17 protein-coding genes are annotated in these 15526 nt (G+C 43.8%); 13 read left to right on the forward strand and 4 right to left on the reverse strand.

Annotated elements, in window-relative coordinates:
* Positions 1–13: 13 nt before the first annotated feature.
* The 4 genes from AC6EJC_RS08270 (at position 14) to AC6EJC_RS08285 (ending at position 2521) form a co-directional block, all read left to right on the forward strand.
* A complete protein-coding gene (locus AC6EJC_RS08270; RefSeq protein WP_010348252.1) occupies positions 14–682 on the forward strand; it encodes a PspA/IM30 family protein in 669 nt (222 codons plus the stop codon).
* A gap of 130 nt (positions 683–812) precedes the next feature.
* Positions 813–1220: a DUF350 domain-containing protein gene (locus tag AC6EJC_RS08275; protein ID WP_444953537.1), complete on the forward strand. Its 408-nt coding sequence runs from the start codon at positions 813–815 to the stop codon at positions 1218–1220.
* Between the two features lie 25 nt (positions 1221–1245).
* Positions 1246–1752, forward strand: coding sequence for a DUF4178 domain-containing protein (locus AC6EJC_RS08280; RefSeq protein ID WP_444953538.1), 507 nt, complete (start codon positions 1246–1248; stop codon positions 1750–1752).
* A gap of 13 nt (positions 1753–1765) precedes the next feature.
* Positions 1766–2521, forward strand: coding sequence for a DUF4247 domain-containing protein (locus AC6EJC_RS08285; protein ID WP_444953539.1), 756 nt, complete (start codon positions 1766–1768; stop codon positions 2519–2521).
* Between the two features lie 120 nt (positions 2522–2641).
* Here AC6EJC_RS08285 and AC6EJC_RS08290 read toward each other — a convergent pair whose 3' ends face one another.
* Positions 2642–2965, reverse strand: coding sequence for a helix-turn-helix transcriptional regulator (locus AC6EJC_RS08290; RefSeq protein ID WP_444953540.1), 324 nt, complete (start codon positions 2963–2965; stop codon positions 2642–2644).
* A 208-nt stretch (positions 2966–3173) separates the two neighbouring features.
* On the opposite strand from AC6EJC_RS08290, the gene AC6EJC_RS08295 reads away from it, so the two are divergent.
* The 4 genes from AC6EJC_RS08295 (at position 3174) to AC6EJC_RS08310 (ending at position 5069) form a co-directional block, all read left to right on the forward strand.
* Complete coding sequence (locus AC6EJC_RS08295; RefSeq protein WP_444953541.1) at positions 3174–3632, forward strand: SRPBCC family protein; 459 nt, start codon at positions 3174–3176, stop codon at positions 3630–3632.
* Between the two features lie 120 nt (positions 3633–3752).
* On the forward strand, positions 3753–4466 hold the full coding sequence (locus tag AC6EJC_RS08300; RefSeq protein WP_444953542.1) for a hypothetical protein: 714 nt from the start codon (positions 3753–3755) through the stop codon (positions 4464–4466).
* On the forward strand, positions 4417–4953 hold the full coding sequence (locus AC6EJC_RS08305) for an accessory gene regulator ArgB-like protein (RefSeq protein WP_444953543.1): 537 nt from the start codon (positions 4417–4419) through the stop codon (positions 4951–4953). Before AC6EJC_RS08300 ends, AC6EJC_RS08305 begins: the two co-directional genes overlap by 50 nt.
* Positions 4938–5069: a hypothetical protein gene (locus AC6EJC_RS08310; protein WP_444953544.1), complete on the forward strand. Its 132-nt coding sequence runs from the start codon at positions 4938–4940 to the stop codon at positions 5067–5069. The genes AC6EJC_RS08305 and AC6EJC_RS08310 overlap by 16 nt, the downstream gene beginning before the upstream one ends.
* A gap of 565 nt (positions 5070–5634) precedes the next feature.
* Here the strand turns inward: AC6EJC_RS08310 and AC6EJC_RS08315 are convergent.
* Entirely contained in the window at positions 5635–5850 is a 216-nt protein-coding gene (locus tag AC6EJC_RS08315) for a helix-turn-helix transcriptional regulator (RefSeq protein WP_444953545.1), read from the reverse strand.
* A gap of 517 nt (positions 5851–6367) precedes the next feature.
* On the opposite strand from AC6EJC_RS08315, the gene AC6EJC_RS08320 reads away from it, so the two are divergent.
* Together AC6EJC_RS08320 and mobB are read left to right on the forward strand one after the other, a co-directional pair.
* Positions 6368–7645, forward strand: a complete 1278-nt coding sequence (locus AC6EJC_RS08320; RefSeq protein ID WP_444953546.1) for a molybdopterin molybdotransferase MoeA — start codon at positions 6368–6370, stop codon at positions 7643–7645.
* Positions 7642–8190: a molybdopterin-guanine dinucleotide biosynthesis protein B gene (gene mobB, locus AC6EJC_RS08325; RefSeq protein ID WP_444953547.1), complete on the forward strand. Its 549-nt coding sequence runs from the start codon at positions 7642–7644 to the stop codon at positions 8188–8190. The genes AC6EJC_RS08320 and mobB overlap by 4 nt, the downstream gene beginning before the upstream one ends.
* Before the next feature lie 4 nt (positions 8191–8194).
* Here mobB and xerS read toward each other — a convergent pair whose 3' ends face one another.
* Positions 8195–9295 (reverse strand): tyrosine recombinase XerS, encoded by a 1101-nt coding sequence (gene xerS, locus AC6EJC_RS08330; RefSeq protein ID WP_444953548.1) that lies wholly within the window; start codon positions 9293–9295, stop codon positions 8195–8197.
* A 114-nt stretch (positions 9296–9409) separates the two neighbouring features.
* Between xerS and AC6EJC_RS08335 the strand changes: the two genes are divergently transcribed.
* The 3 genes from AC6EJC_RS08335 to AC6EJC_RS08345 all read left to right on the forward strand — a co-directional run bounded on the left by AC6EJC_RS08335 (position 9410) and on the right by AC6EJC_RS08345 (position 14024).
* Positions 9410–9919: a GNAT family N-acetyltransferase gene (locus AC6EJC_RS08335; RefSeq protein WP_444953549.1), complete on the forward strand. Its 510-nt coding sequence runs from the start codon at positions 9410–9412 to the stop codon at positions 9917–9919.
* A gap of 44 nt (positions 9920–9963) precedes the next feature.
* Entirely contained in the window at positions 9964–10473 is a 510-nt protein-coding gene (locus tag AC6EJC_RS08340) for a peptidase dimerization domain-containing protein (RefSeq protein ID WP_444953550.1), read from the forward strand.
* A 476-nt stretch (positions 10474–10949) separates the two neighbouring features.
* Positions 10950–14024 (forward strand): cellulose binding domain-containing protein, encoded by a 3075-nt coding sequence (locus AC6EJC_RS08345; protein WP_444953551.1) that lies wholly within the window; start codon positions 10950–10952, stop codon positions 14022–14024.
* A 351-nt stretch (positions 14025–14375) separates the two neighbouring features.
* Here AC6EJC_RS08345 and AC6EJC_RS08350 read toward each other — a convergent pair whose 3' ends face one another.
* Positions 14376–15293 carry an AEC family transporter gene (locus AC6EJC_RS08350; RefSeq protein WP_444953552.1) on the reverse strand — a complete coding sequence of 306 codons (918 nt, stop codon included), beginning with the start codon at positions 15291–15293 and terminating at the stop codon, positions 14376–14378.
* Positions 15294–15526 lie beyond the last annotated feature (233 nt).

Below are 15526 nucleotides of genomic sequence, written 5' to 3' on the forward strand. Positions count from 1 at the left end.
GGAGGAACTTCACATGTCTATTTTCAAACGATTAAGAGATCTTACGATGTCCAACATTAACGCCATTATCGACAAGGCAGAAGATCCAGTTAAAATGACGGATCAATATATTCGTGATATGCAAGAGGATCTGGAAGACGCAGAGAAAGCGGTAGCCGCTCAAATTGCTATTGAAAAGAGATTCAAACAGCAATACGAAGAACAAGCCGCTTTGGTGAAAAAACGCGAAGAACAGGCTCATACCGCTGCAAAAGCACAAAATGTGGATCTGGCCCGTCGCGCGTTGGAAGAAAAGAAATCTGCTGAACAAAAAATGAACGAGTTCAAAGCTGGTTACGAACAGAACAAAGCTGCAGCCGATAACCTGCGTGGCAAGCTGGATGAAATGCGCAGACAGCTGACAGAAATGAAAAACAAGCGCGAGACACTGGTTGCCCGTTATAACGCAGCTAAAGCACAAACTGAAATTAACAAAGCTATGAACGGTTTTAGCTCTGATACGGCAACTGCCGGATTGAAGCGTATGGAAGAAAAAATGCTGCAAGCAGAAGCACGTGCCGAAGCGAGCAACGAAATGTCTTCCAAAGAAAAATCGCTGGATGAGGAATTCAAAGAGCTGGATAAGAAAAGCGCCGTGGACGATGAGCTTGCCGCTTTGTTGAAGCAATACGAAAATAAATAAGAGCTTTTAAGCATTGCCGCCAGTGTGATTGCTCAGGAAGCGAAGGAGAAACGTTTTCTCCTTCGCTTTTCCCTGCCTGGAGGCGTAAATCAATATATGAAGGTCAAGAAGATGTGGAGGATGGTATGAAATGCATTTTTTAGAAACGATGAAAGCGATGCTTGTATGGACTGGTGCGGGTGCTATTTTGCTGTTCGTATTAATGTATGTCGACTCTTTATTTACGAAGTATAAGGATTTTGCCGAAGTGAAAGCCGGGAATATGGCCGTAACGGTACGAATGATTATGAAGCTGATTGCACAGGGATATATTTTGTCAGGTTCCATCGCTACAGCTAATAATTTGCTCGAAGCGCTTGTGTATTCTGTGATCGCCTTTGTCATCCTGCTTGTTTTGGAAGTTATTGTACGTTTGCTGTTGCGGTACTGGGCACAGTTTGATCTGGATAAAGGTACACAGGAAGGTAAAATTGGTTTCGGTCTGTTTTCAGGAGCGCTGCATCTGGTTGGCGCCTTGATCATTACAGCATGCTTCTAGGCTAAGAAAGGCAGGGAATATGACCATGGGTGTGTGGAAACGAATTTCAAATCTGTTTGCGAAGCCGGAGCCGCCGAAAGCGGAGAAAAGCATGCTTCACTTAAATCCAGGAGATATTTGTGAAGTGTCGCTTGTCACCTATGAAGTGGTAGGTCGTGTACATAATCGTGCCCGGAATGCCGTTGTTTTGACGCTTCAGGATGGTAATCAAATCAGTTATCTTCATATTGAGGAACGTGAAACACTGCAATTTGGACTATATCAGGCCATCGACGGCAGACTGGACAACCCGGAGGAAGTGCCGACCATTTTAGAGCTGGATGATACAACGTATCATTTGGAGGAGCAGTATTTTGGGCATGTTACCGTTATGGGCCGTGCTCCTTTCCGCCAGGGTGGAGAGCAGCATGTTTGGCAGTACCAGTCCGATGATTATCATTTGTTGCGGGTAGAGTGGCAGGACGGTCGCTTTATGCTTTATGAAGGAGAAGAAGTGATTACCGGAGACGTCAAGGTTATTCGGGCAAGCTAGGAGAGGGTTACACATGAGCAAACGCACCTGGCAGTATGCATTAAAGGTCATTGTGGCGCTAAGCTTGTTCGTATCCGTGCTGAGCGGCTGCGGCGCGCCAAATGTGAAAGATACGTATCCGCTGGAATCGGTTAGTGGCAGCGGAAACTCGACCTCGTACGTGTACCGGGCTGCTGGCAAAACGGTTCCAGAAGTAGCGGAGGAATTGAAAGAACAGCGTACACCAGAACAAATGTCACCGCAGAGCAATGAGCGAATGTTTCTGGTATACAGCGATGAGTGGTACCATTTGCAGCAAGATCCAGCTAAGAAGGAAGATACACTCATTGAAATCGACAGTAAAAAGTATGTCGAACAAAATTACAGTTCAAGCTTTCTAAAAGGATACTTAACGGCCACCGTGCTGGATGCTCTGTTTGATTCGTTACGTGGGTCAGGCTCCTACCGAGGTTATTCAAGCAGAGATGTATACCGACCTTCTCAGGGCCAATATCGTGCTCCTACGGCACAGGAGAAAAAAGCGATCCCGCCAATTACGGTGGAGCGGAAAGGTTCGGTTACCCGCAGAGGAAAGAATTCGGATTCCAGTGTCGGGTCAAGCGGAAGTCTGTTTGACAGAGGGTCCAGCAGTTCACCGAGCAGAGGCTCGATTTCACGTGACCGGGGCGGCAGCGGCGGTTCCAGCATATTTGATTCGCCGCGTAAATCTTATAGTAAGCCTAAAACACGCAGCGGTTCAGGTAAAATCAGCCGACGAAGTCGACGATGATGGATAATCTTGTAACAAAAGAATTGCGGAACTGTGGTATTGTTGCACAGTTCCTTTTTTAGTTTATTGAGATAACGTTGGTAATAAACAGCGGTAAAAGCCATTCAATGTGAATCACCCTTATTTACGGTTTGATTTTATGTATTGTGCGTACTCCAAAATTTCTTTTATTTCTTCTTCCGTGTAGTCTTCACCCTCGAAATGCACTGCAATAGTAGTCGATTGGTCAAGGCCTATTTGCTCAATACCACCTTCTTCAATGATATTGCTTTTTTTTATACGGAAATGACGAGCCATCTTTTCTATAGCACCCATACGTGGCTCAGAAAGTCCGGTCTCCCAAGCTGAAACTGCTTTATTGGTAACTCCAGCTATCTCAGCAAGTTCTTGTTGACTCAAATCATATTTTATACGTAATTTTTTAAAGTTGTCGCTTAAAGCCACTATAATCCCTCCACTCTAATTTAAGTAGATTATAACCTTGATGTCAAAAAAAACCAACATATGTACATTGGCAGATACAAGTCACTCATTTGGGTGGCTTTTTTATTAATAGAGCAATTCATCATCACAGCAGCAACCTTCACCTTTTTATGGTTATAATGATGTAGAGATATCAAAATTCTGTTTGATTGAAGGGATTGAAAATTAAATGGCACTATCTATTTCTTGGCCAGATCTTTCACAAAGACCGTTTAATCTAACAGTGGAACGAAAAATGGAGTGTTCGCCGAATGTTCTTTATCAGGCGTGGACGAAGCAGTTTGACAGTTGGTTTGCAGCCCCAGGATCGGTATTAATGCAGGCTGAAGTGAACACTACTTTCTTTTTCGAAACGCATTTTGAGGGGAGGCGTCATCCGCATTACGGAAGATTTCTAAGACTTGAGCAAAACCGACTTATCGAACTGACCTGGGTTACTGGCGAAGGCGGCACTAAGGGAGCTGAAACAGTTGTCACAGTTGAACTTAAACCTCGCGGCAATGCCACGCATCTTTGCTTAACGCATGCAGGTTTTCCAGACGAGAATTCAAGGAACCAACATGAACAGGCTTGGCCGCTTGTACTTGAGCAGCTCGACAAAAGGATGATGACGGATTCATATGGGTGACACCAAAAAATATTTACCTTACATATATACAAAAAAATCCAGTTTACTAGATTATTTCATTGCCACATCTATTAGTAAAATATACAATTACATCAGGCGAACTAGGAGGATGGTGTATCTGTGTTATCTGCTTTTTTGTATATTTTACTTGGTGTTTTCGATGCTTTAGCGGCTGTTACTTTGGTCTTAAAGCTTTATATGCTTCCTGTGTGGGAAAATCGAAGAAAAATACTTTTCTATGCAATTGGTATAGCTTTGTTTTCCTTTCTCATGAGGGAAGTTATAGGCATGCCTAAATTAGATTTTCCGCTTCAGTATTTGTTAATGGTTCTCTTTTTAAGATTCGGTTTTGGGATCAAAACACACCTTGCAGCTTTTTCTGCTGGTTCTGGTCTAACAGCCTACATTAATCTGCAGCTATTCGTATATCTATTTGCAAATTTTTTCGGAGTAGCACAACCGGGGGTTATAAGTGATACTGCTGGCTCTTCTATTTACGTTATACAGCTAGCTTCTATGATTACTGCGTACTTTATTTCTTTTGTTATGGGGAAATACAACTTCGGTTTCTCATTTATAATTCAGCCCCCACATGATTTTTTAAAAGGTGTAAATTACTTATCATCCCTAAACAAGATGTTGATTCTAGGCGCCCTAATATCATCTGCCACTATTTGTGTTACTTTGTACATGCTCTATAACTCAAATACGATAGGATTACTTTCTATCTCGTTGCTAACTTTCGGAATATCGTACTTCTTTTCAGAGAAAGGTGATTACGAGGATGCTAGAAGCGCTATCGAGGCACATCGCATCAGAAATAAAGAAAGCTGATCCTGATGGACCCACAAGTGTAGAAGTGATGGAGTACGCGATTGGTATCAAAATTACCGAAATTTCAGCAGTACTCATGGTCGCGGTTACAGCTTGGGTGGCAGGGCATTTTTGGGGATCATTATTAGCTTTGGTTACTATCATGTTGGCGAGGAGATTCTCAGGAGGAGCACATTTCAGTAACCTTACACTTTGTGTCTGTTTTACGACGGCAATTTGTGTAACGATACCTTTTGTTTCTTTAAATTTATCTACGATTTTGATTATGAACACTTGTTCATTATTGGTGTTTATACTTTATGCTCCCAATCACTTTATTTATATTAATAAGACCAATCGCCACAAATATTATAAAACGATATGTATTTTGGTTTGCGCAATAAATTTTTTTATACAATCACACATCATATGTTTAGCTTTAGCTATTCAAGCATTCAGCATTCTTCCTTTATGGAAAGGAGGTGAGCGAAAATGGATAAGAAATTAGCGAGAGTTTTAAACATAAGCCTTGGGAAATACGCTAACGAATCTACCAAAAGTGAAAAAACAATATTTGGCGCAAAACCGATACCAGCAGAGCTGAAGAAAAAAGAAAACAACTGATTAAATGAAAAAGAGGGAAAGCGAATCCTTGCCACTAAATTGCTTGATGACAATACACTAGGAGATTGCTCTTTTTTTTGGTGAAAATCACCTTGTTGCGATTGAATTGTGGAAGCCTAAAAGCAATTATCACATCCCGCTTTTTCATACTTCACATGGAAGATTTACGGTTCCCACCACTTGGTGTGTGAGGTTGAGTCTAACGCATCTGGAGGTCTGATACGATTTGAAGGATCTGACTTCACTTGCTCGATGTCTCATAATAAACTTAAAGCACTTAAAAAGCTGTGGAAATAACCCGTGAAATTCACGGGTTATTTTTATTACATATTTAAAAGAAAAAGTCAATAATCAGTTAGACTAGGATAAGTCAGACGAATTCGATTAAATTCGACATATTTCCCGTTTTTAATCATTTTCCATGTGGTAAAATTTGATTATGGAAAAAATAACAATGTTTTAAATGGAGGTGTAAACAAACTACATAAAGGAAGAGGAGGATGAAAGTAGGGAACATAATGTAAATGCCCGCATGTACAAATGACCCGAAGGAAATGCCTGTTTGTCAGGCAAGTTCCCACTCATATAGGTCCTCAGCTTTACACTCCAACATCCTAGAGATGAGGACTGCCGCCTCAAATGACATTTTGTCACGTCCCGCGATCCAGTTGGATATTTGTTGCCGCGAATATCCAGTTCGTCGGGCGAGCCAAGATTGAGTGCGTCCATGAGATTTGAGCACCTCTTTCAAAAGGCATTTCCCCCGAGTAAGTTTTTGCACCTTACTTGCTCCTTAATAGGGGAAAGTGTTTCGTTAGTATACAGGCAAATTAATTTTTTATCAATTACATTGTTGGAGTTGATTGGGTGGTCGCAGATAAAAATGAAAATCTAACTTACACCAGCTTTTTTACAATAAAGATGGCACGACTCGCTTCAGGATATAGTGAATTAATAGCTTGCAACATGCTTAGAATGTCAATGAACGAATTAAAACGTATTGAGGAAGATTCATCTGATTTAACAATAGCTCGAGCGCAGGAAATGTCCTCGTTGTATAGTGTCCCCATAGATTTAATCTATTTCGGTAAAATAATAACCTAAGATATAGGATAATTGTGTAATGACGAGCAAAATTCTAAAATAGACCTGCAAAAATAGCCCGGGCATGAGATTTCGGGCTGTTTTTTTGTGGATAGAGACTTGCCACTATCCAAATAAACACCGCTCGGATTTGCCAGATAACGGTTTTAGCGTTATAACAGAAAGAGAGCATTTTAGAAGAACGGAGTGAGAACATGAATCATACGCCATTAAACGCGGAAAAATTCCAGCGTAAAGCAGTTCAGGTGGAAGAAGCACAAAGCAGGATAGCTAGCTATGTTAAACAGGGTGAAAGGGAGGACGTAGGGCTGGAGCAGGCGCATGGACGTTATTTGGCGATGGATTTGGCAGCACCACATCCGTATCCCCGTTTTCGCCGCTCAGGTATGGACGGCTATGCGATCCTTGGTTCAGACACTGAAGTTTGTTCGTCCGGTCAGGAAATCTGGCTACACGTGATTGATGAAATTCCATGTGGTACCGTATCGGACAAGCGGGTGGAGAGGGGAATGGCGGCCCGCATCATGACAGGAGCGCAATTACCTGAAGGAGCAGACACGGTTGTCATGCTGGAAGCGACACAGCTGCGTGAGGAAAATGGACAGACATACGTCGGTTTGAAGAAGCGTATGGAAGTTGGCAAAAATGTGACACCGATTGGTCATGAGATTCAGGAAGGTCAGCTTTTGCTCAGTAAGGGAACCTGCTTGGGAGCGGGGCACATCTCGGTACTGGCTACTTTTGGTGTACATCGGGTACCCGTTTACAGGAAACCACGGGTGGCCGTTTTTTCCACAGGATCGGAATTACTTGCAGTGGATGAGCCGTTACAACCAGGGAAAATTCGAAATAGTAATACATATATGCTGGCTTCTCAAATTAGAGAGGCAGGAGGAGAGCCGTTCATTCTGCAAGCCATTCATGATGATTTGAGTCTCGCCCGTGCTTCTGTACGTGAAGCAATAGCTGCCTACGATATCGTGGTCACGAGTGGTGGAGTATCAGTGGGGGATTTTGATATTATGGGTGACCTGGTACGACAGGAAGATGTGAATATGCTGTTCAACAAGGTTACCATGCGTCCAGGCAGTGTGACCACAGCCGCAGTGATTGACGGCAAGCTGTTATTTGCGCTTTCGGGCAATCCCGGTGCGTGCTTTGTAGGCTGTGAGCTGTTTGTACGGCCGACTATTCAAATGATGTTATCTTCGGAACATCCGTATTTGCAAACCTGGAAGGCGAAGTTAGGAGCAGATTATACGAAGGTGAACAATTTTACCCGTTTTGTACGCAGCTCTCTGGAAATACGTGGTGGGCAAGTATATGCGATTCCTGCGCGAGTAGATGAATCAAGTGCCATGGTCACGATTAAGGACAGCGACTGTCTGATCGTGGTTCCTCCCACAACAGAAGGCTTGCGCGAAGGTGAAGAGGTGCGTGTACTAGTGCTTCAAGGCGGGCAGGTGACGTGAATACGAAACGTCCATTTGTATGTCAAATCGTCGGATTCAAAAATACAGGGAAAACGACCTTCCTTGGAGGATTGATTCGTCATGTGCAGAAGTCAGGTCTACGCGTAGCGGTGATCAAGCATGATGGACATGAATTTGAAATGGATCATGAAGGAACAGATACGTACAAGCACCGACAGGCGGGCGCCGAAGGCGTAGCTATTGTTTCGGCTGGAAGAACAGCCATTTTAGAGGAATATAGTCAGCCTGTCACCGGACTGATCCGGCATTTTCAGGCCTATGACTGTGTGTTGCTGGAAGGCTTCAAGCAGGAGGATTATCCGAAGCTGGTCATGGTGCGGGAACAATCGGATGCTCAGCTTACTCATAAGCTGACAAATGTACAGGGAGTAGCGGTTTGGGAGCATCAAATGGATTGGGCTCAGCACCACTACTCAGATGAAACGATGCAGATATTTCCTGCCGATGCCAATGGCCCGGCAGGCCGCTGGCTACTAGGACAGATTCAGAAGCAGAGAGAAGGAGTCCGGAATGAGCAGGACTGAGACATCAATCGGCTGAGTCGGATAGAGTCTCTACCCGCCGTTCGATCGCCTGGGACATGGTTTTGTCAGTCAGGTGGGCATAGACTTCTGTTGTTTCTGTCGAAGCGTGCCCCAGCTGTTCCTTTGTTTTGTAAATATCATTTTGTAAATAATAGTCAGTAGCAAAGGAATGACGGAGCTTATGAACGGTCAGGTAAGGCTTGCCGAACCGTTTGGCGTACTTGATGATCATCGCCTGAATCGCTCTTTTGGTCATCCGTTTTCCTTCTGTACTTCCGTTAGGACGCGCGACAAAGAGAGCTTTTTCTTTTTTTGGGGCGCGGTAACGGGCATGTCTCAGAGACATATAAAGTGCAAGATCATCTTTGGATTGCTCGCGGAAATACACCGGCGTTTTAAAGGTTTCGTCGTTATTGCCTTTGCGGTACACATATAGTAATTTATTGTTTATATCTAAATCATCCAGATTTAGATTGACGATTTCAGATACGCGCAGGCCCGAGTTCAAAATGAGACTGGCGATGCAGGCATCCCGTTCCTTGTTCAGTTCATAGGAGTATAACGCCTGCTTGTTATCGGCCAAATCCTGACCATAGCCTTCATAAATATAACCGATGAATTCAAGCAGTTCTTCCTCCTCCAGTATTTTTCCTTTGAGCTTGGCGGCCGTATCCTTGGGTTTATGTATGCGCTTGATTTCGACCTTGGCCATAATGTTGCGCTTGAGCAACGGATAAAAGTTTTCATCCTCAGCGATCTGACTCAAATAATGAAAGAGTGAACGCAGGGACGATAGCTTACGTGAAATTGTAATGCGGGAGTTGGAGCCTTCGCGTTTAGTGGACAGGAACAAACGAAAGCCTGTAATACTATCCATATGAAGTGTCTCCAATTCTTCCAGTGTAACTTGGGCGTTCGTTTCTCCGGCAGACAAGCCTTCCGAGCGAAGCCATGAAAAAAAAGCTTCGTAATCCCGCACATATTCCAGCAATGTAGAGGGGGATAAGTCGGGTAGCTTGTAATCCATAAATTGCTGTACGTACCATGGTAGATCCGGCATCTTTTCATCCAGTTTGCGCCGGTCGATGATCTTTTGTATATTCATTGGGTTCCACCTCGTCCGGTCATAATATATATGTATTTTAGCATATTTTGAACAGCACTGGATGGAATGTAATCGAAGTAAAGAACAGACTGAACCGCCAAGAGAGGTGAAAGTATGGGGTATAATATCAAATCGGAATTGAAGCTGTCGATAAAGAGTGTACCGGAGTCGCAGAAGGACATTATTGTGCAGCTCATGCAATTTTATTTGTACGATTTTACAGCCTATCTTCGAATTGATGTCACTGAGAAGGGGACATTCCCGGCTTATCCAGACTTGTATCAATACTGGACGAGCGGTGAACAGAAGCTGCCTTTTCTGATCTGGAGACAGGATGTTCCTGTGGGTTTCGCACTCGTTGACCGAATGTCTAGCAATAGAGAAGCTGACTACTACATGGCTGAGTTCTTTGTGCTTCGTCCTTATCGGCATAATGGTGTTGGGACTTGGGCGGCTCATGAGCTGTTTGGACGTTTCAACGGACGTTGGAAGGTGACGCAGATGAGCACGAATAGGCCGGCACAATCCTTTTGGCGTAAGGTGATTGGAAGCTATACGAACGGTGAGTACAGGGAACAGACACATCCGGTACGAGGGAATATAAGTCAGTTTTTCAATACCTGAAAAATTCAAAATAGAAAAATTAGCAACAAAAAAAGAGTCAAGGAGTGTATCCTCTCGGCTCTTTTTTTGTTGTCAATTCAAGTCTTCTATCCATCCATAGACAATTCCAATTAGAACCTGCAGTTAGTCGCAGAGTCGACCCTATTGAATCAGCAGTGTTAACGATTGGGGTATTTCAAGCGGGAACTGCCTTTAATGTGATTGCAGATAAGGCCAAAATTGAAGGGACCGTACGTACGTTTAATAAGGAAGTGCGTAAGGAAGTCGAAACCGAAATTCGTAGTATCGTAAAAGGTCTGTCGGAAGCTTATCATGCGGGATACGAAATTAACTATCTGAATGGCTATCCTTCTCTAGTGAATGCAGAAGTCGAAACGGAACGTGTGCGCGAACTTGTGAGTAGGCTGTATGGAGCGGACGCTTTTTTGGATTTGAAGCTGGTCATGGGAGCAGAGGATTTTGCTCATCACCATCCTCACTTCGATTTTGATGAGCGGGCGTTGCTCGTCTCAGGACATATTTTTTTAGCTCTGGCGCTTGAATATTTGCAATAATATGGACATGTTTAATGACTGACGATAGCATTAACGGAAGCCGGAACCGCGCACAGCGCGGTTTTTTGCTGTAAATCAAAGTATTTTGACACCTATAAAGAATGAGAAATAAAGTAATTAATTCAATATATGAAAAATTCATAATAGTAATTTATAAAAGGTATTAACTCTGAGAGGAAGCTTAACCCTATACTATAAGCTACGGAGCAGGCGATAATATTACATTATCTTGATTTTTCACACAAGGAAATGAGAAAAGGATGACGAATCTATTCAGCAGACATCAATGTAAGCGCTAACATGACGAATATTGCAGTGTATCTATTGGGATTGACTGGGGGTGAGCCTGAGAGATCATTTGTCAGATTTGTGGAATGCAACGATAACGATAGGAACGAATCCGGGAATCGACTGATTACTTTTATCTCGAAATGACTCGCATATTCAAATGATAATGAAGAAGGAGGTTGAATTCATTGACTAAGGCAAAGAGCAGGTTGAGAATTGCATGTTTGGCGCTTGTGGTAGCGGGTGCTTCCTGGACAGGGATGATAGCGCCGGCCCATGCAGCTCCAAGTGATGACGATTATACTTGGAAAAGTGTCGTTACGGGTGGAGGTGGTGGTTTTGTACCTGGTATTATTTTTAATGAAACGGAAAAAGATCTGATCTATGCCCGTACAGATATTGGAGGAGCTTACCGCTGGAATGCTTCCAATGAGAGTTGGATTCCGCTAACGGATTCTGTGGGCTGGGAAGATTGGAACAAAAATGGTGTCGATGCACTAGCGACCGATCCTGTTGATCCGAATCGTGTATATATAGCTACAGGTACGTATACTAATTCATGGGACAAACAAAACGGGCAAATTATGCGCTCCACCGACAGGGGCAATACGTGGCAGACAACGAAGCTTCCTTTTAAGGTGGGAGGCAATATGCCGGGGCGCTCGATGGGTGAACGTCTGACAATTGATCCGAATAAGAATAATATTTTGTTCTTTGGAGCTCGAAGTGGTAATGGACTATGGAAAAGCTCCGATTTCGGGGCAACTTGGAGCAAGGTGAGTAGCTTCCCGAATCCGGGGACGTATGTACAGGACCCTTCCAATGAGTATACCAGTGACATTGTCGGTTTAGCCTGGATCACCTTTGACAAAAAAACGGGCTCTTCCAGCAAAGCAACGCAGACGATCTATGTAGGTGTTGCAGATAAAAAGCAAAGTGTCTATCGTAGCACAGATGGCGGTACAACCTGGTCTGCTATAGCGGGACAGCCTACGGGCTATTTGCCACATCACGGCGTTTTATCGCCGGACGGCAACCTGTATATTTCTTATAGCGATGGAGCTGGCCCATATGACGGAACAAAGGGTGAACTGTGGAAATTGAATACAGCAAGCGGACAGTGGACTAACATTAGTCCCGTTGCCAGCAGCAGCGCGGACAATCATTTTGGATATGGTGGACTGACGGTGGATGCGCAGAAGCCAGGTACACTTATGGTTGCTACGTTGAATGCCTGGTGGCCGGATGAAACAATTTACCGCAGCACTGATAGTGGAGCAACCTGGAGTCCTATTTGGGAGTTCGATGGTTATCCGTCTCGCAAGCTGAAATATAATCTGGATATATCCAGTGCGCCTTGGCTGACTTTCAATGCCAATCCTGCTCCGCCGGAAGTATCACCCAAGCTGGGCTGGATGATTGGAGATATGGAGATAGATCCATTTAATTCCGACCGTATGCTATACGGCACGGGAGCTACGATTTATGGCTCTAAAAATCTGACCAATTGGGATAAAGGCGGCAAGCTGGACATTTCGGTAGCCGCTAAAGGGGTAGAGGAAACGGCGATTTTGGATCTGGTGAGCCCTCCAACTGGCGCGCCTTTGGTGAGCGCAGTAGGTGATGTCTCCGGATTCAGACATGACGATCTGTTCAAGGCTCCGGCTAAAATGTTGGATAATCCGACCTTTACAAGCAGCGAAAGCATCGATTATGCCGAGCTGAATCCTTCTTTTATGGCCCGGGTGGGTAAAGCGGATTACAAAAAAGATCCAAATGCCAAATCCATCGGATTTTCCAATGATGGCGGAGCGAACTGGTATAAAGCCAACAGCGAGCCTTCCGGTACAGCAGGAGGAGGCAGCATCGCCGTAGCGGCTGATGGTAATGGCTTGCTGTGGAGTACATCGGATAAAGGTGTATTCTACTCCAAAACCGGCGGCAACTCATGGACAGCAAGCACAGGGATTCCAGCGAATGCAAAGATCGCCTCTGACCGGGTGAATCCTAACAAATACTACGCGTTTGCCACTGGAAAAATATATGTAAGCGTCAATGGAGGTGCATCCTTCACAGCATCTGCAGTATCTGGCTTGCCAACTGAAGGTAATGCGGACATTGATGCTGTACGAGGAGCGGAAGGGGATGTGTGGTTTGCTGGAGGATCCGAGGACGGAGGGCCATATGGCTTATGGCATTCCAAGGATTCAGGTGTTACATTCACCAAGCTCGATAATGTGCAGGAGGCGGATTTTGTAGGCTTTGGCAAAGCAGCACCAAATCGCACCAATGCAGCAGTATTTATCGTCGGTAAAATTGACGGCACACGTGGATTTTACCGTTCGGACGATGCTGGCGTAAACTGGGTTCGCATTAATGACGACAAGCATCAATATGCTCGAGTGACCACAATTATTGGAGATCCTCGGGTTTATGGACGTGCTTATCTGGGAACGAATGGCCGCGGTATTCTGGTGGCGGATCGTGTGGGCGGTGATCAGCCGTCTACCGGGCAAGCAAGTATTACACCAACGACTGCAACCTATGGAGTGGATAACAGCAATGCCGATATTACTGTCAAGCTTACACTTAACGGTAATACGCTGGAAGCCATCCAGCAAGGGAACGTGGTGCTGAACAAAGGTGAAGATTATACGCTTAGTGACGAGACAGTCGTTCTTACCAACAAGTATTTATCTAAACTTCCTAAAGGTGAGACCACGCTGAACTTCCATTTTAGTGCAGGCAATGATGCGTTGTTCACGATTACGGTGAAAGGGGATACGCCAAGTGAGCCGGGAACAGGCGAGGGCGTTCTGAAGGTGCAAACCTTTAATGGGAATGTATCCGCCACAAGCAATACAATCAGTTCCAAATTTAAAATAACCAATACGGGAACTTCATCCGTTTCCCTAGCAGACGTTACATTGCGTTATTATTACACCATCAACGGGGAGAAAGCGCAAAATTTCTTCACGGATTGGTCAAGCATCGGTACAGAGAATGTGATTGCTAGCTTCAAAACACTATCCAATGCGAAGCCAGGGGCAGATTCTTATGCAGAGATCGGTTTTAAGTCGGCTGCGGGTTCTTTAGAGCCTGGTCAAAGTGTAGAGTTGCAAACCCGGATATCCAAAGTGGACTGGAGCAATTACACACAAACCGATGATTATTCCTTTAATTCCACAGCAAACAGTTTACAAGATTCCACTAAAATAACCGCTTACCTGTCTGGAAGCAAGCAATGGGGAATTGAGCCCTAAACCATAATAAGAATAATCCTAAGTCAAAGTCAGCCACTCTAATGAGCGAGCTGGCTTTATTTTTGATGACATTGTTGCCCGTCAATCTTTTTCGGAAACAAAGCAACGACAAGTTGAAAACACAACCAACAGAGATTCAAATTAATTTTATATAATTATTTCACTATATGAAAAATTCATAATAGCAAAAAGATTCTTTCTCGCATACAATCTCCATAAAACAAACACACCACTTTAAGTAGAAAAAGGAACACTTGTACAAACATACGTTCTTTTTTTCTTGCAAAAAAGAAACGCTCCTGCCCTCAGACAAAAAGCGTCTCTAATCCAATTTTTATATTTACATACACCTCAAACAAGATGCCGGGATGCTGAAATTAACAGTGTCATCGTAATGACATTCACAATCGTAGAAAGTAATACTGTCTGTGCCGCAAAATCGGGTTCATTTTTATATTCTTCCGCCAAAATACTTGTGTTAACGCCGGTAGGCATACCCGATGCAATGAGCAGCGCTTGAGCGGGAATCCCCTTAAGACCTAGCAGCAACACTAGCATAAAACCGACCATCGGACCAGCAATCAGACGTAGCACCATACTGATGTACACGGCTGTACGGCGCAAACGAAAGGGGTATTGCACTATTTGTGCTCCCAAAGTAAGCAAAGCAACGGCAACCATCGACTGGCTAATATAATTCAAAGGCTCAGCCAGTAAATTAGGCAATGGACTATGCAGCAGATTTAGAAGCAAGCCTAGCGCAAGCGCGTAGGGAACAGGCATTTTCAGAAAATTAATTAAAATTTTTCGAGTATTGGCCTTGCCATTTTGTACAACAAAAGTACCGTATGTAAATGTGACAAAGCTTTGAAAGGTCATAATCAGTGCTTGAACGGAAATGGCCAGCGGATCACCTTTGAACACCAACTGATTGATTGGCAGACCATAATTTCCTGAATTATCTAGCATAACACTGTTTGTAAAAGCTCCACGCATTCCAGGGCTGTATTTCAGAGATCTGGCGACGGTTGTGCTGATTACGTACAGAATAGCTATGTACAAGGCATAAAAAAGCGAAACCTCACCCATGAGCATTAAGGATATTTCCGAGTTATAAAGACCCGTAAACACAACTGCGGGGGTGATATAGTAAAAATTGATTTTAGCTAAGGTGTACAAGTCCAGTCGGAAAAAATATTGCATGATACAACCAAAACCGATAAGTACAAAAATAGGTAAAACAACGTCCAAAAGAATGGTGCCGAACATGTCTGTTTCATCTTCTTTCTATTATGCGAATGTAAAGGCTGATTCTTAAAATGCATGTGTAATTCTCATTATACTGTGTTAATAGGTTAGGCGTATAATAAAATTTTATAGTGGTTTTGGCAATCTGTACTGCAGCTATAGCGGTGTCTCACACATTAGTTAAAGAAAAGATAAAAAATCAGCTTAGAGAAGCCGTTAATACATCTAGGGACATTTGACCCCGGTCTTTACTA

Source organism: Paenibacillus sp. TY11 (assembly GCF_059772165.1).

Bases quoted from the DNA above. Each gene is read 5' to 3' on its own strand.
- xerS (WP_444953548.1), bottom strand. From the start codon at position 9,295: ATGAATATACAAAAGATCATCGACCGGCGCAAACTGGATGAAAAGATG.
- AC6EJC_RS08350 (WP_444953552.1), bottom strand. From the start codon at position 15,293: ATGTTCGGCACCATTCTTTTGGACGTTGTTTTACCTATTTTTGTACTT.
- AC6EJC_RS08270 (WP_010348252.1), top strand. From the start codon at position 14: ATGTCTATTTTCAAACGATTAAGAGATCTTACGATGTCCAACATTAAC.
- AC6EJC_RS08280 (WP_444953538.1), top strand. From the start codon at position 1,246: ATGGGTGTGTGGAAACGAATTTCAAATCTGTTTGCGAAGCCGGAGCCG.
- AC6EJC_RS08295 (WP_444953541.1), top strand. From the start codon at position 3,174: ATGGCACTATCTATTTCTTGGCCAGATCTTTCACAAAGACCGTTTAAT.
- AC6EJC_RS08305 (WP_444953543.1), top strand. From the start codon at position 4,417: ATGCTAGAAGCGCTATCGAGGCACATCGCATCAGAAATAAAGAAAGCT.
- AC6EJC_RS08275 (WP_444953537.1), top strand. From the start codon at position 813: ATGCATTTTTTAGAAACGATGAAAGCGATGCTTGTATGGACTGGTGCG.
- AC6EJC_RS08320 (WP_444953546.1), top strand. From the start codon at position 6,368: ATGAATCATACGCCATTAAACGCGGAAAAATTCCAGCGTAAAGCAGTT.
- AC6EJC_RS08285 (WP_444953539.1), top strand. From the start codon at position 1,766: ATGAGCAAACGCACCTGGCAGTATGCATTAAAGGTCATTGTGGCGCTA.
- AC6EJC_RS08310 (WP_444953544.1), top strand. From the start codon at position 4,938: ATGGATAAGAAATTAGCGAGAGTTTTAAACATAAGCCTTGGGAAATAC.
- AC6EJC_RS08335 (WP_444953549.1), top strand. From the start codon at position 9,410: ATGGGGTATAATATCAAATCGGAATTGAAGCTGTCGATAAAGAGTGTA.